This is a genomic window from Ekhidna sp., assembly GCF_965228795.1.
In the GTDB taxonomy this organism is placed as follows: Bacteria; Bacteroidota; Bacteroidia; order Cytophagales; family Cyclobacteriaceae; genus Ekhidna.
The window spans coordinates 2,907,431-2,933,364 of record NZ_OZ245839.1 but is presented as its reverse complement, the minus strand read 5'-3'; the positions used below and the strand labels follow the sequence as shown (position 1 = coordinate 2,933,364).

The window sequence follows — 25,934 nt, the reverse complement described above, 5'->3', positions numbered from 1 at the left end:
TATGCTCCGCCTTATTGCTGCTTTCGTTGTTTTTTCACTTACATCTGGTGAAGTTTTTTCTCGTGATGGTTCTCATCAAGATGGTGAAAGGCTGGAAGTGACCTGGTACACTTCCTTTCCATTTGTGTATGAAGATGAAAATGGTGTAGTGACCGGAGTTGAGCCTGAAATGTTTTCCCTGTTTCAGGAGTACATGAAAAAGAAAGGTCGTCCGGTTGACTTGGTTTTTACCAAAGCAAAAAACTTTGCAGATATTCTGAAGAGTGCAAGGTCCAATAAGGATGAGTATATAGTTGGAGCTTCCGCATTGTCGATAACTGAGAAACGTGAAGAGTATGCTCAGTTTACTGAATCTTACCTTCCAGACGTTACTGTATTAGTTTCGAGTGCCGGCACACCCATTGTCAATATTACTGAAGAAAAGGTTGAAATGATTCGCAACCTGGATGCTGTAACTATTAAAGGAACCAAGTACGAATCGCTATTGAATAATCTCCGTGATGAAACAGGCGTTAATTTTAACATCATTTACTTAAGCAGTGACCAGAATATCCTGGAAGGAATTTTAGCTTCGGATGATCGGTTTGGGTTTATTGATTTACCTATTTACTTGCTGAGAATCCAAAGTGGGGGAGAGGTGACACGCCAGAATTTCTTCACCACTAAAGGGGAAGGCTATGCTTTCATTCTGCCTGATAATAGCATTTGGAAAACTCATTTGGATGCGTTTCTTACTGATCCGGAATCAAAAGAAGCAATCGCATCGATTATCGCTAAATATCTCGGTCAAGATGTATTTGAATTTATTGACAACCTATATGGTGGCCAGGAATTAGGAACCTCTATTCTTACCAAAGAAAAAGAAATGCAGCTTGCATTGATCCGCAATGCGAACTTGAAACTGGAAGAAGAACAGTCTGTTAGAAGAATTTTAATTGTAAGTACCTCTGTATTGGCATTGTTTTTATTTGCAATCGGCTATCTCTTTTATAAGAATAAAAAGTCAACGCAACTACTGATTGGTCAGACAGAACAGATAGAAGAGCAGCAGTCTGATATTCAGCAAAAGAATGAGCAGCTAATGAACAGAAATGCGCAATTGGTTGCGCTGAATGAGGAGAAAAACAACCTTGTCAAAATTCTTGCTCATGATATACGGTCACCCCTTAGTCAGATCATCATGATCACAGACATTGTCAATCAAAATATACAAAGAGATCTCACTGAAACAGAACAAAAAATGCTGAGCCAGGTATCTGTAAGTGCTGAACGAATCAATAAAATGGTGACGAAGATTCTGGACGTAGAAGGACTAGAGGAACACCGGATGAATGTACTGCAGGAGCGTGTGGATATCAGTTTGATTATGAAAGATATTGCTCACCGATACCAACCGATTGCAGCTCAAAAAGGAATAGACCTGACTGTTGAGTTCTGTGTGGAACACAACATCATTCGGACAGATCATTTACTCCTACTGCTGGTCCTCGAAAATCTTATTTCCAATGCTGTGAAGTTTTCTGATTCAGGTTCTACTGTATCGCTTAAAGCTGAGTGCACGTATGATAGTGTACTATTCAAGGTATCTGATGAAGGACCAGGCTTTTCGGAAGCAGATAAGAAGAAACTCTTTAATCGCTTTCAGAAACTGAGTGCTCGTCCTACAGGAGGTGAAAAATCAACTGGTCTTGGACTATCTATTGTTAAAAAGTATGTGACTGACCTACGAGGCAAAGTTTGGGTTGAATCCGACCTGGGGAAGGGTGCAACATTTTTTGTAAAGCTGGAAGCATAATCTAAGCTAGTTTATTTGAAATGTCTTTGGCCTCTGATATTACTTGGGCAGGATACCCATTCGCTTCTAGAATTTTTATTGCATTTTTCTCTTCAAGACGTCCTTGTTTAAGCAGGTAATCAAATTCAATATTCTGATTATCTATTTGTTCACAAAAATGATAGGAGTCAAATTCATTATTTAAAAGTTCAGTTAGCTCTATGTCATGTGTTGATACAAAAACCAGGTTGTCATTTGAATTTAGCTTGGATAACACCGCTTTTCCCGCTGATATTCTTTCGATCGTATTTGTACCTTTAAAAAGTTCATCGAGCAGAAACAGGTTTTGCCCATTTTGTGATTCTTCTATCATTCGTTTTATGGTCAATACCTCTTCTAAATAATAGCTTTTATCATTCATCAAGTCATCATTGATTCTGATAGCAGTGAAAATTTTAGAAGGCTTCAATTCAAATGCCTTTGAAAAGCAGGTGTTGATCGTTAAAGCCGCTATAAAGTTTATCCCAATCGTTCTGATAAAAGTTGTCTTTCCGGACATATTGGATCCTGTGAGTATAACCGATTTCGATTCAGCTATAAACTCGTTTTTCACAGGGAAAGGGATAAGAGGATGATATATGTCTTGAGCTGTTATTTTTTTCTTTGTTGCACTAATTGTAGGATGACACCAGTTATCATCCAAGGATTTACGTAAACTCGCTAGTGAAATACAGCAATCGATCTCTCCCACAAACTCGAAAGCAGATGCTAACTCTGAACGTCTATTATCTAACTCCTTTAGTACTGAAAAAAGATAAAGAGGTTCAAGTAAATAAATCATTTTTATTAATTCAAACACCATAGTTGCAAGTGCTGCCAAATCAGCTGAACCACCATCGGTCGAATGAAAAAATGATAACTTAAATTTTAGTTTTTTTATTGCCTGGATGTCGCTTTTAGCATTTTCATAAAATTCCTCGCATTCCTTTCGCTCACCTAACTTTTCAGCCGCATCCACCAGATTCATTAATTCAGGCAGTGACTTGAGATAAACAATTACATTTCGCTTATTGATAAAATGAATGATAGAGTTTATTAGAATAACCCCAAGCAAAATCAAGATTGCTAAATGATAAAATGGAACTAATAGCGTTAGTAGAACACTCACAATTGAAAGTGGTCTCACGAACTTTAACCATGAAGGTGGTTTTAAGTGAGGCTTCTGGAATAGAGAGGTCAGATAAAGCGCTCCAGATCTTGAAAGTTTCAGTAAAGTGTATTGTGCAGAAAGTCTTTCTTTCTGATTTTCTTGATAGAATTCAATTAATTCTTCTTGAGAAGCGAAAGATGGCTTTAGACGAAGTGTTCTAATTTTTTTGTAAAGAAACTGTTGTCCCACTTTGGAGGTGGTTCTATCAATAAACATGAAGAATTTATCAAAATCCAAATCATTGTAAGTTCTATCTGAAATTGTCTGAGTGTCTTTCTGCGGAGTAGTACCCTTATAATATTCAGAAATTGAGTCAAAATTGAAGATATCCTCTTTGATTTGACCATATGCATCATCGAGGGCTTTTTTCTGTTTATTCTTTGAATTAAACATACTAATCATGTACCTCCATCAGGATTTCTGCTACTTCCTCGCCTACCAAACTGCCTATAGCTACGCCCATACCACCCAGACGGACGCCCATTGCAATCCTTTCTGACACTTTTGTAACAATAGGAGCTTTGGTTTCACCAAAAGCCATTATTCCAGTCCATTCCATTTCAACCTGGTACATCTGGTTGGGGAGAATGATGGATTCAAGGTCTGATATCAACTGAGTTTTGATCTTCTCATTTATACAAAATGTGGTAGTCTCTTCTTCTTCCAACGCCAAATTCCTTCCGCCACCGTAAAGGAGTTTACCGTAATAGTCCCTGAAATAATAATATCCTTCTTTGTAGTGAAAAGTCCCTTCAAACTTTAGAGGATTTTCCGGAATAACACTCATGACAATCCCCCTGCCGGGAGTTACATCCAGTTTTTTATTTAAAAGTTTATTCGTAAACGCATTGGTGCAGACGGCCACCTTTTTCGCTGAGAAATACGCATCTCTGCAGTCGACCTTAACGCCAGATGCCTCTTCCTTGATTTCCAAAACTTCACAACCTGTATGTATTTGAATTCCTATCTCTGCACAATATTTCCACAAGGAGGAAATCAACTTACCGGTATCTAGCTGTCCCTCCAGGTGATTTTCAATGAGGTGATGGGTTTGACCGAAACCAAACGACGTAATCTTATCATCAGAAAGTTTGAATACCTCTTCCTGGAAAAAGTCTTCCAGCAAATCATTGATGGCACCAATTTTATTAACTACCTCAGATTGTTTATCGAATATCAGCTCATAGCCACTTTTAACCTGTATATCAATCATACTTCTGCCCAGCCGCTGACATGTTTTTTGAAGCCCATCCCAACGTTTCTCTACAAGACTCACCATCCCATCCGCACCCAATGCTTCTATATCATTCAGAAGTTCAGACACACTGCCAAAACAAGCAAACCCTGCATTTTTTGTACTGGCACCAGTAGGCAGTATGCCTCGCTCCAGCACAGTCACTCGCAAGTCAGGCGATTGTTCCTTTAGAGTAGCCGCTGTAGAAAGGCCTGTAATGCCGGCACCTATTACGATAACATCGGTTTCTAGAAAGGATTGTTTTTCCCAAAGACTGAAGGTGTAACCATTATCCATGAATATATATTTTTTGCTATTTTTAGGCCAAAGAAATATTCAAATCACCATGAAGAAATTACTAATTCTTTTGCTACTTGCAAGTATAGCTCATAGCACGCTAGCGCAAGAATGCTATCCGGTTTCAAACGCCACCACCAAACGTATTTACAAAAAATTGAAGAAAGCTTCTTCAGATGAAGAGAAGTTGATGGTTGCAGATAATTTGATTTTAAGCAATTGCTTCACTTCTTATCAGATAGGAGTGCTTACCACCTTATTCTCTGCCGATGATTATAAACGAAAGTTTGTAAAAAGACATTTCCATGCGATCGCTGATCCGGAACATATATTTGAGGTATTTGAGGCATTCGATGACATGGCGATTACACTTACTACTTATGAAGAATTAAGACCTTATATTCTGAAGAAGAAAACGGTGGATGTTTCGTTGCATGAATCTGATTTAAATGCAATGAGCATGGAAGAGTTTGAGGATAAGTTCCGATACGTAAAAGCAGAAAATTTTTCAAGTGACAAAAAAGAACGGGTCATGTACTTTTTCAAAGATGAGGCCTTAACTATCTATCAAATCAGAAGGATAGCTACTCAATTTAGATTTTCCAATGATAGATTTTGGATATTGGAACAGCTCTATGAAAATTGCACGGAGAAAGATAAATACTATCAATTTGCTGAGTTATTTCGTTTCTCAAACGACAGAGATAAACTGCTGGCCTTTATTGATGAGTCTTGAAATTCACTCTCAACACATCCACTTTTATTTTAGCTGAAGCTAAGAAATCCAGCCAGAATAATTGTTGAGCAGATAGGTGATCATTGGGTGATTTCACTTCATAAAATTGATAATCTTCTTCTTTCCAGAGGAAGAGGTCAGGAAACCCTGCGCTGTTCTCTTTCATATTTTTAGACATTTCCAAAAGCACCTTTTTTAGCCCTGCTAAAGGGAGTCTTTCAATCATGATTTCCAGTGAATGGAGCAAGGACTCATGCCATGTCACAAACCGATTGGCAATACCAATCTTTTCATTGTGGAATCTGGTTATGTGATTAATAAGTTGTTTACGAGTCCTGAATTTGGCTAATTGTTCTCTGAGTAATGTCTCCCTGGATTCAAAAAAGATGGAGTCATTTAAATCCGATGGTTGCCTTTGCAGTGGGTGATGAAACGACCCATGATCTGCATCGAAGATGATGTTCCAGAAAGCCAAGCCAAACAGACCTCTCCAGAGATAGTTTTCTGCGTGCAAGCCGTCCCAGCCTTCTTCATAAAAGTACGAAAGCACTGCTCTTTCCACTGTTGAGTCAGGAGGTGGAATTTCTATGGATGGTGCTTTTTTTAATCGCCGGGTCATGCTGCGATCAATACGAATGCCTTTGCGATTTAAAAAGTCGGTGGCAAAGGTTAGCTCAGATGCATTGGCTGGGTTCTCCATCATTTGATTGGCGATTGCAATGGCATCATCCTTTTGATCCATTTTATCTAGTATTCTGACTTTCCGCTCTCTTGCAGGTGATTTATCGGTATGGGAATAATAATACAATGCCAGATCCGAACGCAGCATCCTTTCGAAGTGATAACCAACATCCAAAAGTAATTTTTCAGCAATTTCGGATGATCGGGGATAGGATAGCCATGCCTCCCAGGGCATTTCTTCCAGATAGTCCTCCAGTGGGAGTCCGGCCTCCTGGATCTCTGTAATCATCTTTTTGAGCTGTGAGAGATGCATGACGGAGAGTGCCTCTTCTCTTGATTCAAACCAAGGCTTAAATTTAGATTCATCCAGCTTTTCGATTTTTACATTACCCACATCCCGAATTACAAAATCAGTCATTTGTCCACCTCTTCGACCAAAAAACAGCAGTTTTATGAAGTCAACTTCCTCATTTTTAAGAACCTCGGCTACTTCCTCCTTTTCATGAATAACTTGAAGGTCAACCTCTGAAAGTTCCATTAAAATTTCTGCTTTTCGCTGACCTGGATGTAAAAAATCATACAAGTTGACAAGCTCCTGCTTGGTGAACAAACGGAACTGAGTGGGATCATCGCTTTCATTGATTTGTATAAACCCCTGATGCATCAATTCTTCTTTTGCTTCATGAACGTTAGGAATTTCATCATAGGAAATTTTATTGATTCTAAAGTAATGGCCTCTTCGATTTGAGAATCTCAAATAAAGACATTGTGCGGGTTCGCTTAATTCTCTGAACGATTGATAGAAGAGGTGTTCAGGCTGATCCAAAATGTGATCGTACTGCCTTTCTACAAACTCAAGTAAGTAATTGAAGTAATCTAAATAGTACTTTTGAGGTAGTATGATAGGATCATTTTTAGACATTTATCGAATAGAACTTCTTTATTGGTTACCGTGTTCGTTTAAATAGTATTATACATAGTACATACCGTCAATATTCATCATGAAGCCATATTTATTTGCATTTTATCTTATAACGGCATCACTGGTGTTTTCACAAAGTTACGTTGATTCCGGTATAAGACACTTCAATGTTGGAGAGTATGAGGAGGCATTGATAGATTTTGAAAATGCGGCAGAAATACAGGATATGTTGACTGAGGCTGCAAAAGCAAAGATATTTTATTACAGGGGTTTGGTGAGACTAAAGCAGGCAGAAAAAGCGAAGAGTAGTGCAGAGCAAGATTTTTTAATGTTGGCCTATGCTGATCTGCAGCAAGTACTGTCGAAAGACAAAAATATGGAGTTAGAGGTAAGCAATGCGTATAAGCAATTGAATGCCTTATTGCTTGAAGAGGCGGAGGACTTACTTAAGCAGGAAAAAAAAGCAGACGAAGTAGATCAAAAACTATCAATTCTTGATCGAAGAATTGAATATTTAGTGCTGGCCAAAAAGCTAGAGGTGTCGTCTTTGGTGGACTTGTATCTTGGAGAAACGAATAAACAGGCGGGAGATATCATTTTTGAGAGGGCTACCTCAGTAACGGAGATGCAACGTGCCAAAGCCTATTATGAAGAAGCCATTAAATACCTGGAGATAGCCCGCTATGATGATCCTTTCTCAAAGGACATAATTAAAACCTTAATCACTCTAGCCGAGCGTTTGGGCGATGTGGATCGGCTTGCAGAGTATCAGAAATTACTGGATTTGGCTGGGGGGTAGCTAAAAAGTCTCTAGCCAGGAAGGAGAGGAACAATAATGGCAGAGTGGTGCTGAGTCATGTAGATTCCCACCTTGCCTTTGCGAAACTTCGGCGAAGCGAGGGAACAGAGTATATAAAGAAGAAAGCACTTCAGTTTCTTGCCTGCCTGTCGCATAGACAGGGCGGCAGATAAGCGGGATGTTTTGCAGACTCTTGGTAGATGTCTAAGTAAGGCCATGCGCCATCATCGTTTGTTAGGCTCTTTCTTTTCAGTCGTATATCAATTCGTATTTCAGAGTTAGTCCGTCAATTGGGATTCTTATGTATTCGTCCACTGGTGTTAGTCCTTGAGGTCTCGGCTTGTAATAGTGGAACCTATATTCTGTTGTAGTTCGAGAGTTCCAGGTGTACTCCTCCGTTTCATCATTCGAGTATCTTGGAAGTTCGTATATGTCGTCTAGTGGTTGGTCAATTGTTTTGTCTTCAAAGTTCTCTGCGTTGACAATCTTTCTAATCAGTTGCTGCTTGTCCTTTTCACTGATTTCAATTGTAAATTGTTCGTAATAATCTCGAAGGCCAATTATTTCATGTTCTAGAATTTCGAAATCATCTTCAAGATGAAAATCGTGTTTTGCCAGAGTTTGGGTTACGTCTGATTTGAAAAACCAATAATCTTCGATCAGAAAAGAAGTTACTGGGAATGTTGTTATTAGGAAAGTTAGGATACCTAAGAAGATTCCTAGTTTCCTTCTTCCTTTACGTTTCGGTAGCCAGAAGGCTAAGAAAGTTAGTCCGATGATAAAAAGTATGTAAATCAAGATAATTGCAATCCAAAAGCCCATGATGATTCAATATGCAGATGCCCTGATTGAGCCTAACGTCCAACTAGCGAGAGTATGCCCACTAGTTGTAAACAGCACTAAGCTAGCAAAACTGCCCAACCCCTGCAACGGTATCTACGAAGAGCTGCGTTCCGCAAGTCTCAGTCCAGAAAGACGAAAAGAAGGGAGGGGAAATGAAAGTAGCAGAATGGGCGGTGAAGCGGTCTAGTTGCACTGAAACTAGCAGAACGCACACAGGCATATTCGCGCTAGTGCCTGTTATCTTCTTTTTCTTCAGCTAGTTCTAAAATGAGTCTCGAAGATTCTGAGCTTAGTTCGCCTATGTGTTCGTACTTGTCTGGGTAAACCAAGGAGATCCAGTCGAAAAGTTCTGTGAGTCGCAAGTTGTAGAGACTATCGACTGCTCTGTAGTTGAATTCTGAGTTAGCAATTGTGTCCATCTCAATTTTGGTAATTGCCGAGTTAATTAGAGTAAAACGGTACTGATACCCAATTGTGTCAATTTTAAAAATTGATAGCAGCTTGTTGGTTTCTAAAGCTTGAAGTTCAACAGTTGAGTCATTCAGTTCTTTGATATACTGGATTTCCTTCCACGGTTGGTAAGCCTGGTTAAACTCGTGATTCAACAAAATATCTTCCTTAGTTAATGCGTCAGGACTGTCTGAAAACACAGCAACAGCATCTTCAGTTAGCATGTTGGACAGTTCAGAAGTTGAGCTCTCCATCATGTACGTTCGCACTATTTCAGTGTTAGACCGCTGTTCACAAGAAAATGCGAAGAAAGATAGAAGTAGCAGAAAATACTTGATCATGGAGTGAATTGAAGATAACGCACAGCTAGCAGGTTGTGCGCCCACCAGTTGTGACTAGCACTAATCTAGCGAATCTGCCCAATTACCACAACATTATCTACGAAGCACTGCGTTCCACAGATAAAAAGCCAGAACTGAAGAAGTAACAAAAAATGATGAAATGGCAGAATGGGTAGTGAGCGATCAAGTCCTACAGACCTTGGCAGTACAGCACTTTGGCGCATAACTGCTAGCGCTTGTGTGTGCCCGGCATGGCACGATTACCTTAAGGTAATCATATTATCCAGCAGATGGAAGATCTGCACGGCGAAGTTGACAGAAGTCGTTAGCAAGTCGCAAGGTGGCTCACCGTGAGGTGTACACTGAAGGAAGCGAGACTGCAAACAATGGCACTGACGAACAGGAACTGTATACAGAGGCCAATCGAAGCGTGTAAGTAGGCACATCACTGCGAAGCACAAGGTCAACGATCTTCGAAGGGTAGATGCAGCAGGCGTCATTGGAAGGATAAGTGCCTTACCCGGGGAGGTCCTGACGAAGTAGAACTTGTCAGGAAGTCAGCAGAGGTCATAGTACCTGACAGTCACGAGCCTTTGAAAGAAAGGGAGGACTCACAAGTCAGGGAAGGGCCGAACATTGAATTGTGTCCGGATTCGGATAGGAATCCAGACCGTAGCGTCTGGATAGCTTACCCTTAGAAGGACAGGAAGTAAGTTTTATGATAGCAGAAGTACTAAGACGTAAGAACCTTTACAAAGCACACCGTCAGGTGTTGCAGAACAAGGGGTCGGCAGGAGTTGACGGGATGACCGTTTACGAGTTGGCGAACCATTTGGAAGCTAACCGTGACAGGATCATCACGGAAGTGCTGAACCACACTTACGTACCTGAAGCTATCCTTGGAGTAGAGATACCCAAGGGAAAGGGGAAAACCCGATTACTGGGGATTCCAACAGTAACAGACAGATGGTTACAACAGGCAGTGAGCCAGGTGCTAATGACAAAGTTCGAGTTAAACTTTGAGCCATTTAGTTTTGGTTTTCGGTCAGAGAAGAATACTCAACAGGCAGTAACGCAAGCCCTGGCATACATCAACGATGGATTTCAGGATATTGTGGATATTGATCTGAAAGGTTTCTTCGATGAAGTCGACCATGTAAAGCTGTTACAACTGATCTATAACAAGGTAAAATGCCCAACCACCTTGCGATTGATCCGCAAATGGCTAAGAGCACCTATCCAGATAAAGGGAAGGTTGCACAAACGCCGCAAGGGGATGCCGCAAGGATCACCACTGAGTCCTCTGCTGTCCAATATCCTGCTGGATGAGTTGGACAAGGAGCTGGCAAGGAAAGGTTTGCGCTACGTTCGCTACGCGGATGATTTTAGTATTTATACTAAATCAAAGGCGGAAGCACGAAAGGTGGGTAATGCTGTTTACAAGTTCCTTTGGGACAAATTAAGGTTACCTATCAATAGGGCGAAATCGGGCATTCGTAGACCTGTAAACTTCGAATTGCTGGGGCACGGATTTGCTTCAGTATACAAGAAGGGGGTGAAAGGACAATATCAGTTGGTAGTATCGAAGAAAGGGTGGAAGAACCTAAAACGCAGGCTTAAGGATATCTCCAGGAAGACCAGACCTATGAGTTTCGATGAACGACTCCAAAAGCTATCAGAAGTGTGGAAGGGTTGGGTGAACAATTTTCGCTTAGCGAATATTCATGCCAAACTCAAGACACTAGACGAATGGCTCAGGAACCGCCTGAGATACTGTATCTGGCACGACTGGAAGAAGCCTGAACGCAAGCGCAAGAACCTCATCAGACTAGGGATGGATTTTGATAGGGCTTATGCCTACAGTAGGACAAGAATGGGAGGATGGGCTGTAGCCCAAAGCCCTATATTGAGGACTACCATCACACTATCCAGACTAAGACGAAGAGGATACGAATCGATGCTTTCCTATTACCGTCAAACGATTCCTGAAATTCAGTGAACCGCCGTATACGAGACCCGTACGTACGGTGGTGTGAGAGGCGCACCCCATCAGTTACTTCTGGTGGGGCCGTCTACTCGATTATGCGGTCGGCTTTCATTTTCTCTTCTTTCTCGTTAATTTGTCAAGCAAAGTTACTAAATTTGCAGTCAAGCAATTTCAATTTTTGAATTATGTATTTCAGCAGACCTTGGACTTCTATCTAAGTGATAGGCAGTCCTGAAAATTCCAATCTCTTTTAGGTCAAGACAATCAGTCTATGGGTTTCGTGTGCCGACTTTTTTGTAAAGGCGTTACGTTGTCATAGTTGCTCTGTCGGGTAATACTGTCTATTCACTTCTCCACGATTTGAATTCAAGTATTCACCTGTAAGAAGTTACTAATGACAAAAAAGAAATTGCCCGTTCGTTTTACGGGTCAGCACTTTACTATTGATAAAGTGCTAATACAAAATGCAATAAAACAAGCAAATATAAGCAGTCAAGATACAGTTTTAGATATTGGAGCAGGCAAAGGGGTTCTTACTGTTCATTTATTAAAAATCGCGAACAATGTCGTAGCTATTGAAAACGACACAGCTTTGGTTGAACATTTACGAAAATTATTTTCTGATGCCCGAAATGTTCAAGTTGTCGGTTGTGATTTTAGGAATTTTGCAGTTCCGAAATTTCCTTTCAAAGTGGTGTCAAATATTCCTTATGGCATTACTTCCGATATTTTCAAAATCCTGATGTTTGAGAGTCTTGAAAATTTTCTGGGAGGTTCCATTGTCCTTCAGTTAGAACCTACACAAAAGTTATTTTCGAGGAAGCTTTACAATCCATATACCGTTTTCTATCATACTTTTTTTGATTTGAAACTTGTCTATGAGGTAGGTCCTGAAAGTTTCTTGCCACCGCCAACTGTCAAGTCAGCCCTGTTAAACATTAAAAGAAAACAGTTATTTTTTGATTTTAAGTTTAAAGACAAATACTTAGCATTTATTTCCTGTCTGTTACAGAAACCTGATTTATCTGTAAAAACAGCTTTAAAGTCGATTTTCAGGAAAAATCAGGTCAGGTCAATTTCGGAAAAATTCGGTTTAAACCTTAATGCTCAAATTGTTTGTTTGTCTCCAAGTCAATGGGTAAACTGTTTTTTGGAAATGCTGGAAGTTGTCCCTGAAAAATTTCATCCTTCGTAGTTCAAAGTCGGGTGGTTGTCAAGATGATTTTTCTGGTTTGGTGTCGTCTTTTAAGCTGCCGCATAACAACTTAATAACAGGAGTATTCCTGTTATTAACCTTTCAAATATACGCCCATTGTATCCAATGGACTAACTACATCACTCAGATTTTTGCTATTCACGTGTGTGTAGATCTCTGTGGTCTTTGCGCTGGTGTGACCAAGCAAATCCTGTATGTATCGAAGATTGGTGCCGTTTTCCAATAAATGCGTGGCAAAACTGTGACGTAGCGTATGCACTTTCACCGGTTTGTCAATTCCTGCACGTTTTACCGATCTTTTTAAAAACTTCCTGATGCTGCTCGAAGAATATCGTGAACCATCATAACTCTCAAACAAGTAGTACTTTGGAGCATATTCCAGATAATACTGTCGCAACACCACTAACAGCCTCCTCGATAAGATGGTATTCCGATCTTTATCTCCTTTCCCACCAGATACACGAATTTGCATCCTGTCTGAGTCGATATCCTCTACACGTAGATTCAGCGCTTCAGACACACGCAATCCGGCACTATAAATGGTCATTAGAATCGTTTTATGTTTAAGGTTAGGTGTACAAGCAAATAATCGCTGCACTTCCTTTACAGAGAGTACCAATGGGAGGGTTTGCTTTGCCTTTGGCCGTTGTAGTGCATACACTTGTCGGTCCCAACCCAATACCTGCTCCAGGTAAAACTTAATGGCGTTGATGGATTGATTTTGATACGAACGCGAACATTTCTTCTCTACTACCAGCTTTCGCTGAAATAGTAAAATGTCTGTTTCCGTGATCTGATGGAGCTTTTTGGGATATGTATATTTCAAAAACTCTCGGAACATATACCGATAGGTACGATAGGTAGAGTCGCTGTATCGCATCATTTTCATCTTGGTCTCCAACATTCCAAGAGCCGCTTTGTAAGCATCAGCAGTTTTATCAATAGAGAGTTCCATATGATGGATAAAGCTTGTGGATTCGAGTGAATTAAATATATTTATATCCGGATATATCCGATTATAAACGGATATATCCGGATAATAATACGACTATGTTTCAAGCGCACACATGTTTGAGTTGCAAAGAACCGATTCAGGGAAGAGCAGATAAAAAATTCTGCAGCGATCAGTGCAGAGCTACCTTCAACAACAGCAACAAAAAGCCCCATGAAGAGGCGATAAAGAAGCTTAATTCTCAGCTTCGAAAGAATCGCACCATCTTAAAAACATTGTGTCCGACCGGTAAGGCTACCGTAAGGAGAGAGGTACTGTCTGAGTTGGGATTTTCATTCAGACATTTTACAAGTGCATATGGTAAATCATCAGACCTGTATTTCTTATGTTACGATTATGCATTTAAGCCCATCGTGGAACGATCTCAGGAACACGGCACCATGATTCACAAGGTCCTGATTGTACAACAACAAGACTACATGAAGTCATTTGATCCCTGGGAGCACCTTATTCAATCCTAATAAAATAGAATGCAGGTGGTATATAGAGTTAATCATTAATTTTCATCCTGAGTGCGACTGAAGGGAGCGTATCGAAGGGTAGACAATTATTGTAGCTAATCCAATAGTACGAAACACTATACAGTATATTCTTAGGTGTGCGGATGCTCTTAATTATGTAGTTGGGCTTCATGCCCGTGAAGGCAGAGTTCCCCTCTTCTGAACTTTTCTAACTTGGAATAAGTTACCTAATTAGCTAACTTTGTTCGCATGAACAAAAGTGGTGATGTGAGAAAAGTTATATTCTTTGGCGAACATTTTTGGGAGTTTTACAACAAGCAAACTCCTAAGATAAAAGAGCGAATAAACTGGACAATCAAATTGATTAAGACGGTTGAACGAGTACCAACGAAATATCTCAAAAACATCACAGGGACTAACTTGTATGAGATGCGGATGATCTCGGGAACTAACATCTATCGAATATTCTGCTTTTTTGACAAGGGTAAATTAGTTGTAGTGTTGAACGGGTTTCAAAAGAAAACTCAGAAGACCCCCAAGAACGAAATAAAACTGGCTGAAAAGCTGCAAAAACAATATTATGATGAGCAAGACTAAAATTATAGACTTTGACGATCACCTGAACGCAGAGTACGGGGAACGGGGAACCGAATCCAGAGAAGCCTTTGAAGAAGGATTTGAAGCTTTCAGGTTGGGAGTGATGCTTCAAGAAATGCGCAAGAACCAAGGAATGACCCAGGAACAACTGGCAAAGAAGTGTGGAACAACTAAAACCTACATTTCACGAATTGAGAATAATGCAAGTGATATCAGACTGTCAACTCTGATGAGAATTATCAGAGAAGGACTTGGAGGTCATTTGAAACTAAATGTAGAAATATAACACGAAAGCCCTACAGCGATATAGCGCATGGCCTTAATTAGCCATCTGCTAAGTGTCTGCTAAACATCCCGCTTATCTGTAACCCTGCCTTGGCGGGCCCGGACAGATAAGCAGTTTTTATCGCAATTAATTAAGCTCGGAGGCCACAGCGCCATATCTGGGCGTTCACATCCATTGACAGCATGTAGTAAATTTCGTATCTTTCAGTATGACGATTAAACAACGTAAACTTGAGTTATAATTACTTGGATAACCTCAATCCAAAGTGAAGACGTTCTTAATCGCATTGAGAATCTTAAGAACAAACCGGACTTTGAGATTCCTGATACAATTCTAGAACTCATACATGAATCTAGTTCAGCCAAACTTGAGGATTGCATTGAACACACAAGTGCTCGTGAACTTTTAGAACGTAAATGGGAACAGTTTGGACGCCAGTTCGGCTCAAATGATGGCATTAATACCGTTTTGTTGACACTTCGATTTACTCATTGTGACAAAACTCTAGGAGCGTAGCAAAGTACAGATTATTGATGGACTAACAAAAAGGGCCCGACCCGCTAGTGCCGGTCTGGGCCCAAGGCCTGTGTGGAGGGGCGTCCTCACATTTCCTCCACAAACGCCTTAAACACTTCTTTGTGCTTTTCCAGATCTAAATCCGGTGAGACAGACACCCTCGCTATGTAATCTTTGTCGGATTCTTTGGTGGTGCCCTGGGTTGAGGTGGCAGGGATGGTCCAGTAGCACCCTTTTAGCTGTCCGTAGCTCACGCAATACTTGCTGTCATTGGGAATCTCCGTGATCATCATATGGATCAGCTTGTCATTCAATGCGCGCTTATACGTTTCCCGTTCTTCTTCGGTATCTCCTTTCGTTGGAAGATCCAACGAGAACACGGATGGGGTAAAGCCTTGTGAAGCCAGCTCCTCTGAAACGAAATTGATTTTGGCAGCAGGCAGTATTTCTTGAATGAAATTCACAAACTCACGGGTATTGATATACGCATCCTGAATGCGCTGATTCATCGAAGGCATTTGCTCCGCAAGGATGGACACCTGAAGGTCGGTCGCTTCATTGTCACACAGAACCAAGTGCTTTTCGATTCTATCCATCAGATCTGCAGCCTGATTATTAGCCACACAATAACCTGCCGTGCATTTGCCTCCGCTTGGAAATTTGGACCCGCTGACATAAGAGATGGTGCGGATGGACGAAAAGATCCAATCTTCGCTCAGGAATTGTACATTGGGACAGAAGGTCTGATCAATGATGAATACCGGATCAATTGCATCATTACCGGAAGCGGTCTTTCGTTTTTTGTTTAAAGCATCGCGAAGCTTCTCCAGATCCGGCACCTCCACTCGTGGGTTGGTGGGTATCTCCACAATGATGAATGGGATGGCATCAGCTTTGGCCACCTGCTCTAGCACCCTTTCGGTACTGTCCACCATGTTGTTTTCCCGATCTACCGGAAGGTCCAGTATCTCTACATGATCCAGGCATGCCGCTACCCGTCGCGCCTGATCGTTGGTGCCACCGTAGCAGTTGGGAGGGACGATGAACTTGATGTTTTTCTCAGGATACTTTTCACGTGCATCATCGATCAACCCCATCATGATGGCGTACTGCACGGAAAGGCCACTTGAACCGAGTAGGGGCGTGGTTTTGGTTGTCGTGATTTCTTTGATGGTTTCCTGCACCCTCGCTTTATCTGCTTCGAGGTTGAGTGCATGGCTTGAAGCAGAAGTTTCACCAATGAGTTGTTTCAATGCAGCATAGCAATTGACAGGGGTCATGGCGATGGTTTCTCGTCTTCTTACATGCTGAATGGCTGAAGTGTACGAAGCATTTTGCTCTCCATTAATCGTCAAAATACTTCCCATATCCGCATATATGCCAATGTGGAAATCGATGGCATCATGCAGATCAATCTGCCCTATTTCGTCTATATCCGAAACAAACACGGTACTGCCGTCAAATGCTGAAACCGCATCGATGCTATCTACTCGCTCCACTTCAAAATGATAGCTATACACGCGTCTGATCGTTTCTGCATCAAAAGAATCCGGTAACTCTCCGGTGTAAAGCACTCGGGTGTTTTTCTTGTAAAATAAGTTCTTTCTCAGAACGGCTAAAATGGGAATGGTGTAAGATGAAAAGCTAATGACGTGATCAGGATTCAGACCATTGATTTTAGCAATCGTCCATTCCAGGACAGAGGATAGCGGATGACCTAGACGAATGTAATCATAGGCCGTTGGCAATTCATTAAGCTGGGTTTGTTCAGCATTACCTGTTTTGTACAAGTCTTCAAATTGCTCTATGAATTCTGTTTTCGCCAGCGATTCATTGTAAATATCCAGACGGTGGGTGGTTAGGTTTAACCAGTCTGACGGAGTGTTTTTTACTACTTTCTCAATAAACGGTAGCACGTTATTTTCTTTCATAAATGTTGTTTTTAGATCGAATGATTGTTCTAAACTTTAATCCAGGATGCGGAGTTTCGCAAAGCTAAGCAGGAGGGTTTTTTCACCGGCTTTTTCAAAATCTACCTTAGCTTTTTTGTTGGCGCCTTGCTCGTCAATATTGGTGACCACACCAAACCCAAACTTTGGATGCTCCACTTTATTACCCTCCGCCAGATTGGATGTATCGCTCGGCTCAAAGTCTGCACTAGGTTTGTGATTCACTTTCGCTGCAAATCTCTTTGTGGTGTTCTCTTTTTTAATGTTGGAAACAAAGTTCTTGGTTACGTAATTGATGCCCGGCGACACAGGATCTTTGGACGAGAACTTCCGGTTTACTTTAATGAATTCCGGATCTACTTCCTCTAAAAAGCGACTCGGCTCACAGTTTTTAAGTCGACCATATCGATACCTGTTCAGCGCATAGGTCAGGTAGAGCTTCTTCTCTGCCCGGGTGATGGCCACATAAAAGAGTCTGCGTTCTTCCTCTAAGTCCGCACGGCTACTTAGCATCATTTGAGAGGGGAACAATTCCTCTTCCAGACCTACAATAAACACATAAGGAAACTCCAATCCTTTGGCCATGTGAATGGTCATCAGTGTCACCGCTTCATCGTTCTTCTTGTTTCTATCCTCATCAGTCAGAAGAGCTACATCCTGAAGAAAAGCACCCAGGCTTTTGTCTTCCCTGTCTGGGTCGTCGGTAAATTCTTTGATTGCATTGAGGAGCTCCTGCGTGTTTTCATAGCGGTTCATCCCCTCGATGGTCTTGTCCTCATAGAGCTCTTTCAGCAAGCCGGAGGTTTTAGCTATCTGAGAAGCCGTATCATAGGCATCCTTCTTTTCATTGGTCAGGCGGAAAGACTTGATCAATGCCACGAAGTTCTCTACCTGCGTTCCGCCGCGGTTTCCAACGTAGGAGGTGGCTTTTTCCATGATTTCCCACAGCTCTTTGCCTTCCTCATTGGCAGCTACCACCATTTTGTCAATGGTACCCGGCCCAATGCCTCTTTTCGGAAGGTTGATGATCCGACGCATGGCTGTTTCGTCATTCGGATTGACGGTGTACCTAAAATAGGCGAGGAGGTCTTTGATTTCTTTTCGTTGGTAGAACGACAGCCCACCCACAATGCGGTACTTGATGTTATTTCTACGCAGCGCTTCCTCAATCGCCCGTGATTGACTGTTTGTACGATATAAGACAGCAAACTCCTTTTCGGAGCAGTGGTTTTGCATCTTCGTTTCGAAAATAGCGGAGGCCACCAGTTTGCCTTCTTCGTTATCGGAAGTCGCTTTGATCAGCTCGATCAGATCCCCTTCCTGGTTGTCTGTCCAGACGTTCTTTTTTAGCTGGGCGGTGTTTTTTCCAATGACGGAGTTGGCTGCATTGACGATCGTTTTGGTGGAGCGGTAGTTCTGTTCCAGTCGGATCATTTTCAAATCCGGATAATCCCGCTCGAAATTCAGGATGTTCTGGATGTCGGCACCTCGGAACGCGTAGATACTTTGTGCATCGTCACCTACCACACAAATATTTTGCCGCACCGCAGCTAATCGCTTCGCAATCAGGTACTGGGAGATGTTCGTATCCTGAAACTCATCGATCATCACATAATGAAAGCGCTGTTGGTATTTATTCAGCACATCCGGATGCTCCTGAAACAGGATGTTCGTGTTGAAGAGTAGGTCATCAAAGTCCATCGCATCGGCAGCAAAGCAACGCTCACAGTAGGTCTTATAAATACGTCCCATTTCCGGCCGCATGTTCTGGGTATCATCTTCCAGGTAGATCGGATTGTTGAGGTACTCTCTCCACGAAACCAGTCGGTTTTTAGCTCCGGATATCCGGCTATATACAATGTTCGGTTTGTAAACTTTGTCATCCAGGTTAAACTCTTTGACAATCAGTTTGATGAGTGATTTAGAATCATCCGTATCATAGATGGTGAAGTTGCTGGGGTAGCCGATTTTGCCGGCTTCAGCTCTGAGGATTCTAGCAAAAACTGAGTGAAACGTACCCATCCACAGGTTTTTGGCTTCAGCACCCACCATTTCCTCAATCCGTTTTTGCATTTCACGGGCTGCTTTGTTGGTAAAAGTAAGCGCCATGATATTGAACGAATCCACATTGTGCGCCTTTATCAGGTGCGCAATTCTATACGTGAGAACACGTGTTTTTCCGGAACCAGCACCTGCAATGATCATGCATGGACCTTCTACATTTACTACGCCTTCTCGTTGGGGGGGATTGAGTTGTTCCAGGTAATCTGCCTTCGCTTCTGCCATGCGGCAAATCTATTTCATTTAGGGTAGATTTTTTTTGAAATGGGAATGAACATGGAGTGGATTTTTAACATCTTGCACAGCTATGATCGGAATTGTTGTGGAGTTGGCCCTTTCGTGGGTAATCCTCCGGTATTTAGCAAAGCAGGATTTAAAGGTTTTAGGGTTAGTCCCTACAAAAAATCAACTTAGACTATTCGTTTTAGGATTGGCTGCATCAGCTATTATGTGTGCGCTTTACTATCATTCAGTGGCACTTATATCTGGAGCTCACTGGGAAATGAATGAGCATTACGGTTTCTCAACTTTCATCAATAGTTTGTGGTATGCTTTAAAATCTGTGCTTTTTGAGGAATTCATCTTTCGTGGAGCGGTGCTCTACCTTTTGATTTCAAGAATTGGAATGAACAAATCATGCTGGATATCTGCGGTTGTATTCGGCATGTATCATTGGTTTTCTTATGGGATCATTGGCAATCCACAACAAATGATTTTTGTATTCCTTCTCACTGGTACATGGGGCCTGATGTTTGCTTATGCTTTTGCCAAAACCGGGTCGATATTATCACCTATTGCTCTTCATCTGGGGTGGAATGCAATAAGCATGATTGTATTCTCTCAAGGAAACACCGGAGATCAATTACTGATAGGAGTGGGGGGAGAGCCTTTAGAAGGAATGGTGTCTCTGGCGCTGTTCATACTACAATGGCTAGGGTTGCCGGTGATTGTTTTTCTCTACCTGAAATGCAACCCTTCAACCAACAAAGTGGAAAAAGCTGTTAAGGACGATAAAGCCTAGAAAAGCAAGAAAAAGGACCACCTCCAAAATGAGGATGAGATTGTTGGCTCGAAAGAATGGCTTTTTCACTTCTGTGAGGGACGTGTGGTGTTTTAACTTTTGCAATGGATAAAATTAATCAACATTAAATAAATGTTATTGCAAGGTTAATTAGTGAGGCCTTTTTGATCAAACTTCAGATTAAGTTTTTCCTAATAGGCCATCAATTTCTTCACAAAGAAATCATCTCTATAATGGTAGTTTCTTCCTATCTTGTTTTTCAACAAACTAACTTAACTACACACTATTATGGATTTTTCATCAATTAATTGGTTGGCCGTGCTGGTAGCTACGGTCTCTGCATTTGTGGTAGGTGGTATCTGGTACGGACCTCTTTTCGGGAAGGCCTGGATGGCTGAAATGGGATTTACCGAAGAAGAACTAAAGGAAGCGAACATGGCGAAAATTTATGGAACTGCCTTCGTGCTCGAGTTCATCATTGCACTGCAGCTAGCACTCTTTTTAGGACATGGCGATACCGATCCATCTGTAGGGCAGGGGGCGGCCTATGGTTTCCATATTGGCTTCTTCTTTATTGCTTTATCTATGGGTGTCAATGCACTGTTCTCACGTACATCACTCAAGTTGTGGTTCATTAATAGCTTTTACTTCGTTGTGTTGCTCATACTTATGGGAGTGATCTTGACGGTTATGTGATTTTGCATATTTGCAATAAATGGCAGAGAGCACTGGATCCCTTTAGGGAATAAAAGGGTGGCGATGGGGTCACCTCCTAACCCCCTAAAGGGGGAATAGAATTATATAGTCTCATGTGCTTCTAGTGGTGTTATTGGATCCCTTTAGGGAATAAAAGGGTGGCGAGGGGTCACCTCCTAACCCCCTAAAGGGGGAATAGAATTATATAGTCTCATGTGCTTCTAGTGGTGTTGTTGGATCCCTTTAGGGAATAAAAGGGTGGCGATGGGGTCACTCCCTAACCCCCTAAAGGGGAAATAGAATTAGATAGTCTCATGTGCTTCTAATGGTGTTGTTGGATCCCTTTAGGGAATAAAAGGGTGGCGATGTGGTCACCCCTTAACCTCCTAAAGGGGGGAATAGAATCAGATAGTCTCATGTGCTTCTAGTGGTGTTATTGGATCCCTTTAGGGAATAAAAGGGTGGCGATGGGGTCACCCCTTAACCCCCTAAAGGGGGAATAGAATCAGATAGTCTCATGTGCTTCTAGTGGTGTTGTTGGATTCCTTTAGGGAATAAAAGGGTGGCGATGGGGTCACCCCTATAATCCCCTCAAAGCCCGACTCTTAATATCTAGAGTTAGGCTCTAAAATTCTCGGGATAGTCATAATCTCAGTTGCCCTTCCATCTATATATCTCACATTTTCACCGTCAAAAAAGGCATCTTCTTCCAGCATGATCCGGATTTCTTTACCCCACTCTTCCAGATAGACACCTGCATTTAATTCAATGGAATGTGCAGTGTTTGGATATAATGGGTAATCTCCTTTGCCGGGAACACCCCCTTGCTGATCCCAAAGCCCAATGGTTGGCCCGGCTGCATGTCCGTGGAATCCAATTGGGTGAGTATAAATCACACCTTTCAATCCCTCAGCTTTGCATTGATCCAATGTGGCTTTCAAAATCTCGTTCCCGCTTCTGCCTGTTTTGAAGTTAGAAGTCAGGATATCTTGAACCCGGTTGCCCTTTTTGAAGGCTTCTTTAAGATACTCCGGTGCTTCTTTTTCATCGGGTTTCAGTACATAGGCGTGTTGTTGCGTATCGGTATTGAGTCTGAGGTAGGTGATTCCGAAATCTACATGAAGCAGATCGCCCGGGTATATGACCTGCTGTTCAGGTCGCTCGGAGAATGATCTCAGGTGATCAAACGATTCAGGGTCAGCTCGCTGAATAGATACCGACGGATGAAACCATGCAGTGAACCCAAGTTCACGGATGCGATCCCGATACCACCACACCACATCATCGGTAGTGGTTACCCCTGGTTGGATCACTTTTTCTGAAAATCCTGCGGCAATGATCTGATGCGCCATTCGCACGATATTCTGATACACCATCATTTCGCTGGCAGTTCGTGTTTCCAGCCATCCAATGGCTACATTTTCGGCTCCAACCACTCGATCCTGATACTTCTTAGGAAGCACATTCATCAGCATATCATAATGCGTAGAGGAGATACCATCTGCAAGTGCAAATGTCTCCGACTTGTTGATGCCAATCTTCTTCGGGTCTTTTTCGATGATCATATCGGCCAATGCCTTCCACTGATCGGGCTGTTCTTCCTTGTTCCATACTGTTTTGAAAAGGTCTCCAGTGTTGTACCTGGACATACCGAATGTTTCTAGTGCTTTGCCCTCACCTGGATCATATGCGATCAGCATGGTGGTTCTTCTGGCTGACTGCCAGGTAGCTGGCAACATCGTTTTGATGACCGGGTCTTCGTTATATTCTCTTGCAATGATGATCCACATATCTATTCCGGATCGTCTCATCACATCCGGAAGCACGGTCTGAACCCGTTCTTCCAACCATTGATCAATGACCTCTGCACGCTCGCGCATGGAGAGTACTTTTGGAAAGTAAGGATTTTGTGCAGAAAGGGTAGTGGTAATTAATAATAATAGAATGAAAATCTTCCTCATACTTTAGTCTTTAAGCACTAAAGATAATGATTCAATTTTCAGATTTAATCTATTATTATTCGGGATGAGAACTCTATCCCTTCAGCGGTAATTACTTTAAGTAAATAATATCCTTTTGCATATGCTGAAACATCCAATTCAATTTGTGTGGATATTGCCTCAGAATTTTCAAGTGAAGGCTTATACTTCTTGCTTCCTGAAATGCTAATCAACTGGAGGTCTTTAATGACAACTGGTTTATTGGTTTTTAATGTTAGCCTGCCTTTGTTAACCACGGTAGGAAATGCAGTTAATTGAATATGTAATGGTTCTACTACACCTGATACTCTGAGTATGTTAAAATACTCATATTGCCCATCAAAGTCCACTTGCTTGAGTCGATAATATAAAACTGATGCAGAAGGAGATTTATCCTTGAAATTATATATCACCTTTTTGTTAGAATTCTCCATTCCGGGCACTCTCCCAATTTCATTGAAGTTGATACCATCCTCAGATCGCTCAATAGAGAAATAGTCGTTGTTGGTTTCTGTTGCAGTAGCCCAGTTTAGATCTACGTGGTTTTCAGCACTGGCATTAAAGTATAGAAGTTGAACCGGTAAAGGTGTTGCTCCGTCATCACTGACAAATTCTTCAATGTCTTCAAAGCCATCATCAGATAGGTTGTCAATGGTAAAAGAGCTGTCTTCTCCAGTACCATCATCAATGGTGGATTGTGCATTGCCACTGTAGGAACCGGCATAAACATTTCCATCACCGGTGTAAGTGCCTTGTGATCCGTTTTTATTGAAGTTACCACTGACCACTAATGTTCCGCCACTAGCGATATTGATTTTATTGCTCATCTCGAGATTACCCAGAATTATAAATACGGCTCCATTACCCATATTGAGATTCATAGCCTTATTGGCGAAAGTGACATCACCATGGACAATGAGTGTGTCGTTGACGGTAAAGTCGTATGCTTCTTTATTGGCTGAGAAAGTAAGGTTCTGGGGTGTTGAAGTGGAACCCACGCTAATATTCCCAAAAATGGTGATGTCCGCATTGGTCTCAGGCAGGTTTAAAAAAGCAGGAGACCCATCTGTCCAACCACCGGACCATGAGCTATTATTTCCCCAAGCACCTGTGTAATTATTCAATGAAGTTTCTTGTGCCAGGGAAACTGATGCTATGATTAAAAATTTAGCAACTAACAAATATTTAATTCTGCTCTTTATTTGCATTCTCATCTTTTAAAATTCGGCGAATTTAGCTTTTACACGCTTGATTACAACACAACATACGTGCCTGAATATGCTAATGGATTTTTAATTGACAGCCAAATACAGTTTATCGATGCAATGCTGATTTAGTCCGATGAAACTGCTTTTTTATCTACCTTTGCCGCTCGTTTCAAAAACCCAATAATGAAGTACTTAAATAACTTAACGGAAGGAATAGGAAATACCCCACTTCTAAAACTAAATAGTGTCAACAAAGGCATCAAAGGCACGATTTTAGTTAAGGTCGAATATTTCAATCCCGGAAACTCAATTAAAGATCGCATTGCGCTTAAGATGATTGAGGACGCAGAAGAAAAAGGAATTCTAAAACCCGGAGGAACTATTATCGAAGGTACTTCAGGGAATACCGGAATGGGATTGGCATTGGTCGCAATCTCAAAAGGTTATAAGTGCATTTTTACCCTTGCCGATAAGCAGAGTAAAGAAAAAATGGACGTTCTACGTGCAATGGGTGCTGAAGTAGTCGTTTGCCCAACCAATGTTTCACCGGATGATCCGAAATCGTATTATTCGGTTGCTAAGCAACTGGAAAAAGATATTCCAAATTCTTTTTACCCTAATCAATACGATCACCCGGCAAACGCGCTTTCGCATTATGAAACTACCGGTCCGGAAATATGGAAAGATACCGACGGTAAAATCACGCACTATGCTGCTGGTATGGGTACAGGAGGAACGATCAGTGGTACATCAAAATACCTGAAAGAGCAAAACCCAAATGTAGTTACAGTCGGTCTTGATTCTTACGGTTCTGTATTCAAGAAATACAAGGAAACAGGTGAGTTCGATGAGAAAGAGATTTACCCATACTTAACAGAGGGAATAGGTGAAGACATCCTCCCTAAAAATGTGGATTTTGACATGGTTGATCACATCGTGAAAGTAACGGATAAGGATGCAGCCATCATGACCAGAAGGCTGGCAAGAGAGGAGGGACTTTTCGTTGGGTGGTCATGTGGGTCTGCTGTTCACGGTGCGTTGGAGTACGCCAAAGAAAATCTTAAAGAGGATGATGTGATGGTGATCATTCTTCCCGATCATGGGACCAGATACCTGGGCAAGGTCTATAATGACGACTGGATGAAAGACCATGGGTTCCTTGAGGATCGGAAGTTTGCTACTGCAAAAGATATCATCATGAACAAGAATGGGTCTTCAGATTTGGTAACAATTGATCACTCCACGAAAGTAGGAGAGGCGATCAAGTTGATGAATCAAAAGGGAATCGATCAGGCACCTGTGGTTAAAGGCAATGACTTTGTAGGTAGCGTATCAGACAGCTTGTTGTTGAGAAGTCTGGTGGAAAATCCGGATCTGAAAGACAAGCCTGTCTCTGAAATAATGGAAGCGCCATTCCAGTTCATTTCATCACTCGAGCCAATTGATGTGATGTCTTCCATGCTGAGCAAAGAAAAGAAGGCTTTGATGATCAGAGACGAGTCCAATAAGGTTCACATCATCACTCAAAGTGATCTTTTGGTAGCCATGACGAATTGATTAAATTTGTCTAGCACAATTTAAATGTTAACTCTTTACTTGCAACCCCTTGGTTTGATTTACTGAGGGGTTTTTTTGACTGCAAATCCCAAAAGTCAAAG

Annotated in this window: 21 protein-coding genes; 11 read left to right on the top strand and 10 right to left on the bottom strand. The window is 41.6% G+C overall.

Features of this window, described 5'->3' with window-relative positions; genetic code table 11:
* Position 1 precedes the first annotated feature (1 nt).
* Positions 2-1,795, top strand: a complete 1,794-nt coding sequence (locus ACQK2H_RS13110; protein ID WP_425391898.1) for an ATP-binding protein — start codon at positions 2-4, stop codon at positions 1,793-1,795.
* Position 1,796: 1 nt separating this feature from the next.
* Here ACQK2H_RS13110 and ACQK2H_RS13105 read toward each other — a convergent pair whose 3' ends face one another.
* Together ACQK2H_RS13105 and ACQK2H_RS13100 are read right to left on the bottom strand one after the other, a co-directional pair.
* The gene (locus tag ACQK2H_RS13105; protein WP_425391897.1) at positions 1,797-3,377 is read right to left on the bottom strand and encodes a MutS-related protein; all 1,581 of its coding nucleotides are present in this window, start codon (positions 3,375-3,377) and stop codon (positions 1,797-1,799) included.
* 1 nt (position 3,378) lies between these two features.
* Positions 3,379-4,515, bottom strand: coding sequence for an NAD(P)/FAD-dependent oxidoreductase (locus ACQK2H_RS13100; protein WP_425391896.1), 1,137 nt, complete (start codon positions 4,513-4,515; stop codon positions 3,379-3,381).
* Between the two features lie 49 nt (positions 4,516-4,564).
* Between ACQK2H_RS13100 and ACQK2H_RS13095 the strand changes: the two genes are divergently transcribed.
* Positions 4,565-5,251 (top strand): DUF4476 domain-containing protein, encoded by a 687-nt coding sequence (locus ACQK2H_RS13095; protein WP_425391895.1) that lies wholly within the window; start codon positions 4,565-4,567, stop codon positions 5,249-5,251.
* Here the strand turns inward: ACQK2H_RS13095 and ACQK2H_RS13090 are convergent.
* The gene (locus ACQK2H_RS13090; protein WP_425391894.1) at positions 5,235-6,854 is read right to left on the bottom strand and encodes a VRR-NUC domain-containing protein; all 1,620 of its coding nucleotides are present in this window, start codon (positions 6,852-6,854) and stop codon (positions 5,235-5,237) included. The genes ACQK2H_RS13095 and ACQK2H_RS13090 overlap by 17 nt on opposite strands.
* A 79-nt stretch (positions 6,855-6,933) precedes the next feature.
* On the opposite strand from ACQK2H_RS13090, the gene ACQK2H_RS13085 reads away from it, so the two are divergent.
* Positions 6,934-7,653: a hypothetical protein gene (locus tag ACQK2H_RS13085; RefSeq protein WP_425391893.1), complete on the top strand. Its 720-nt coding sequence runs from the start codon at positions 6,934-6,936 to the stop codon at positions 7,651-7,653.
* Between the two features lie 249 nt (positions 7,654-7,902).
* Here ACQK2H_RS13085 and ACQK2H_RS13080 read toward each other — a convergent pair whose 3' ends face one another.
* Together ACQK2H_RS13080 and ACQK2H_RS13075 are read right to left on the bottom strand one after the other, a co-directional pair.
* Positions 7,903-8,475, bottom strand: a complete 573-nt coding sequence (locus tag ACQK2H_RS13080; RefSeq protein ID WP_425391892.1) for a hypothetical protein — start codon at positions 8,473-8,475, stop codon at positions 7,903-7,905.
* 248 nt (positions 8,476-8,723) lie between these two features.
* On the bottom strand, positions 8,724-9,287 hold the full coding sequence (locus ACQK2H_RS13075; RefSeq protein ID WP_425391891.1) for a hypothetical protein: 564 nt from the start codon (positions 9,285-9,287) through the stop codon (positions 8,724-8,726).
* A gap of 718 nt (positions 9,288-10,005) precedes the next feature.
* Here ACQK2H_RS13075 and ltrA point away from each other — a divergent pair.
* On the top strand, positions 10,006-11,286 hold the full coding sequence (gene ltrA, locus ACQK2H_RS13070) for a group II intron reverse transcriptase/maturase (RefSeq protein WP_425391890.1): 1,281 nt from the start codon (positions 10,006-10,008) through the stop codon (positions 11,284-11,286).
* Between the two features lie 382 nt (positions 11,287-11,668).
* Positions 11,669-12,469, top strand: a complete 801-nt coding sequence (gene erm(F) / locus ACQK2H_RS13065) for a 23S rRNA (adenine(2058)-N(6))-methyltransferase Erm(F) (protein WP_425391889.1) — start codon at positions 11,669-11,671, stop codon at positions 12,467-12,469.
* Between the two features lie 94 nt (positions 12,470-12,563).
* Here the strand turns inward: erm(F) and xerA are convergent, their stop codons facing one another.
* Positions 12,564-13,445 (bottom strand): site-specific tyrosine recombinase/integron integrase, encoded by an 882-nt coding sequence (gene xerA / locus ACQK2H_RS13060; RefSeq protein ID WP_425391888.1) that lies wholly within the window; start codon positions 13,443-13,445, stop codon positions 12,564-12,566.
* 95 nt (positions 13,446-13,540) lie between these two features.
* On the opposite strand from xerA, the gene ACQK2H_RS13055 reads away from it, so the two are divergent.
* The 3 genes from ACQK2H_RS13055 (at position 13,541) to ACQK2H_RS13045 (ending at position 14,846) form a co-directional block, all read left to right on the top strand.
* Positions 13,541-13,963 (top strand): hypothetical protein, encoded by a 423-nt coding sequence (locus ACQK2H_RS13055; protein WP_425391887.1) that lies wholly within the window; start codon positions 13,541-13,543, stop codon positions 13,961-13,963.
* 249 nt (positions 13,964-14,212) lie between these two features.
* Positions 14,213-14,560: a type II toxin-antitoxin system RelE/ParE family toxin gene (locus tag ACQK2H_RS13050; RefSeq protein ID WP_349567705.1), complete on the top strand. Its 348-nt coding sequence runs from the start codon at positions 14,213-14,215 to the stop codon at positions 14,558-14,560.
* Positions 14,547-14,846 (top strand): helix-turn-helix domain-containing protein, encoded by a 300-nt coding sequence (locus ACQK2H_RS13045; protein WP_425391886.1) that lies wholly within the window; start codon positions 14,547-14,549, stop codon positions 14,844-14,846. Before ACQK2H_RS13050 ends, ACQK2H_RS13045 begins: the two co-directional genes overlap by 14 nt.
* Positions 14,847-15,448: 602 nt before the next feature.
* Here ACQK2H_RS13045 and ACQK2H_RS13040 read toward each other — a convergent pair.
* Positions 15,449-17,293 carry a cystathionine beta-synthase gene (locus ACQK2H_RS13040; protein WP_425391885.1) on the bottom strand — a complete coding sequence of 615 codons (1,845 nt, stop codon included), beginning with the start codon at positions 17,291-17,293 and terminating at the stop codon, positions 15,449-15,451.
* A 36-nt stretch (positions 17,294-17,329) separates the two neighbouring features.
* On the bottom strand, positions 17,330-19,597 hold the full coding sequence (locus ACQK2H_RS13035) for an ATP-dependent helicase (RefSeq protein ID WP_425391884.1): 2,268 nt from the start codon (positions 19,595-19,597) through the stop codon (positions 17,330-17,332).
* An 82-nt stretch (positions 19,598-19,679) separates the two neighbouring features.
* Here ACQK2H_RS13035 and ACQK2H_RS13030 point away from each other — a divergent pair, with 82 nt between their 5' ends.
* Positions 19,680-20,393: a CPBP family intramembrane glutamic endopeptidase gene (locus ACQK2H_RS13030; RefSeq protein ID WP_425391883.1), complete on the top strand. Its 714-nt coding sequence runs from the start codon at positions 19,680-19,682 to the stop codon at positions 20,391-20,393.
* Positions 20,394-20,681: 288 nt separating this feature from the next.
* Positions 20,682-21,089, top strand: coding sequence for a DUF1761 domain-containing protein (locus tag ACQK2H_RS13025; protein WP_425391882.1), 408 nt, complete (start codon positions 20,682-20,684; stop codon positions 21,087-21,089).
* Positions 21,090-21,694: 605 nt separating this feature from the next.
* Here the strand turns inward: ACQK2H_RS13025 and ACQK2H_RS13020 are convergent.
* On the bottom strand, positions 21,695-23,050 hold the full coding sequence (locus ACQK2H_RS13020; RefSeq protein ID WP_425391881.1) for a M24 family metallopeptidase: 1,356 nt from the start codon (positions 23,048-23,050) through the stop codon (positions 21,695-21,697).
* A 44-nt stretch (positions 23,051-23,094) separates the two neighbouring features.
* Entirely contained in the window at positions 23,095-24,276 is a 1,182-nt protein-coding gene (locus ACQK2H_RS13015; protein ID WP_425391880.1) for a hypothetical protein, read from the bottom strand.
* A 183-nt stretch (positions 24,277-24,459) separates the two neighbouring features.
* Between ACQK2H_RS13015 and ACQK2H_RS13010 the strand changes: the two genes are divergently transcribed.
* Positions 24,460-25,833 (top strand): cystathionine beta-synthase, encoded by a 1,374-nt coding sequence (locus ACQK2H_RS13010; protein ID WP_425391879.1) that lies wholly within the window; start codon positions 24,460-24,462, stop codon positions 25,831-25,833.
* The last annotated feature ends 101 nt before the right edge of the window (positions 25,834-25,934 follow it).

Bases quoted from the DNA above. Each gene is read 5' to 3' on its own strand.
- ACQK2H_RS13100 (WP_425391896.1), bottom strand. From the start codon at position 4,515: ATGGATAATGGTTACACCTTCAGTCTTTGGGAAAAACAATCCTTTCTA.
- ACQK2H_RS13015 (WP_425391880.1), bottom strand. From the start codon at position 24,276: ATGCAAATAAAGAGCAGAATTAAATATTTGTTAGTTGCTAAATTTTTA.
- ACQK2H_RS13040 (WP_425391885.1), bottom strand. From the start codon at position 17,293: ATGAAAGAAAATAACGTGCTACCGTTTATTGAGAAAGTAGTAAAAAAC.
- ACQK2H_RS13085 (WP_425391893.1), top strand. From the start codon at position 6,934: ATGAAGCCATATTTATTTGCATTTTATCTTATAACGGCATCACTGGTG.
- ltrA (WP_425391890.1), top strand. From the start codon at position 10,006: ATGATAGCAGAAGTACTAAGACGTAAGAACCTTTACAAAGCACACCGT.
- ACQK2H_RS13095 (WP_425391895.1), top strand. From the start codon at position 4,565: ATGAAGAAATTACTAATTCTTTTGCTACTTGCAAGTATAGCTCATAGC.
- ACQK2H_RS13105 (WP_425391897.1), bottom strand. From the start codon at position 3,377: ATGTTTAATTCAAAGAATAAACAGAAAAAAGCCCTCGATGATGCATAT.
- ACQK2H_RS13030 (WP_425391883.1), top strand. From the start codon at position 19,680: ATGATCGGAATTGTTGTGGAGTTGGCCCTTTCGTGGGTAATCCTCCGG.
- ACQK2H_RS13035 (WP_425391884.1), bottom strand. From the start codon at position 19,597: ATGGCAGAAGCGAAGGCAGATTACCTGGAACAACTCAATCCCCCCCAA.
- ACQK2H_RS13075 (WP_425391891.1), bottom strand. From the start codon at position 9,287: ATGATCAAGTATTTTCTGCTACTTCTATCTTTCTTCGCATTTTCTTGT.
- xerA (WP_425391888.1), bottom strand. From the start codon at position 13,445: ATGGAACTCTCTATTGATAAAACTGCTGATGCTTACAAAGCGGCTCTT.
- ACQK2H_RS13110 (WP_425391898.1), top strand. From the start codon at position 2: ATGCTCCGCCTTATTGCTGCTTTCGTTGTTTTTTCACTTACATCTGGT.
- ACQK2H_RS13080 (WP_425391892.1), bottom strand. From the start codon at position 8,475: ATGGGCTTTTGGATTGCAATTATCTTGATTTACATACTTTTTATCATC.
- ACQK2H_RS13090 (WP_425391894.1), bottom strand. From the start codon at position 6,854: ATGTCTAAAAATGATCCTATCATACTACCTCAAAAGTACTATTTAGAT.
- ACQK2H_RS13010 (WP_425391879.1), top strand. From the start codon at position 24,460: ATGAAGTACTTAAATAACTTAACGGAAGGAATAGGAAATACCCCACTT.
- ACQK2H_RS13045 (WP_425391886.1), top strand. From the start codon at position 14,547: ATGAGCAAGACTAAAATTATAGACTTTGACGATCACCTGAACGCAGAG.
- ACQK2H_RS13025 (WP_425391882.1), top strand. From the start codon at position 20,682: ATGGATTTTTCATCAATTAATTGGTTGGCCGTGCTGGTAGCTACGGTC.
- ACQK2H_RS13050 (WP_349567705.1), top strand. From the start codon at position 14,213: ATGAACAAAAGTGGTGATGTGAGAAAAGTTATATTCTTTGGCGAACAT.
- ACQK2H_RS13055 (WP_425391887.1), top strand. From the start codon at position 13,541: ATGTTTCAAGCGCACACATGTTTGAGTTGCAAAGAACCGATTCAGGGA.
- ACQK2H_RS13020 (WP_425391881.1), bottom strand. From the start codon at position 23,050: ATGAGGAAGATTTTCATTCTATTATTATTAATTACCACTACCCTTTCT.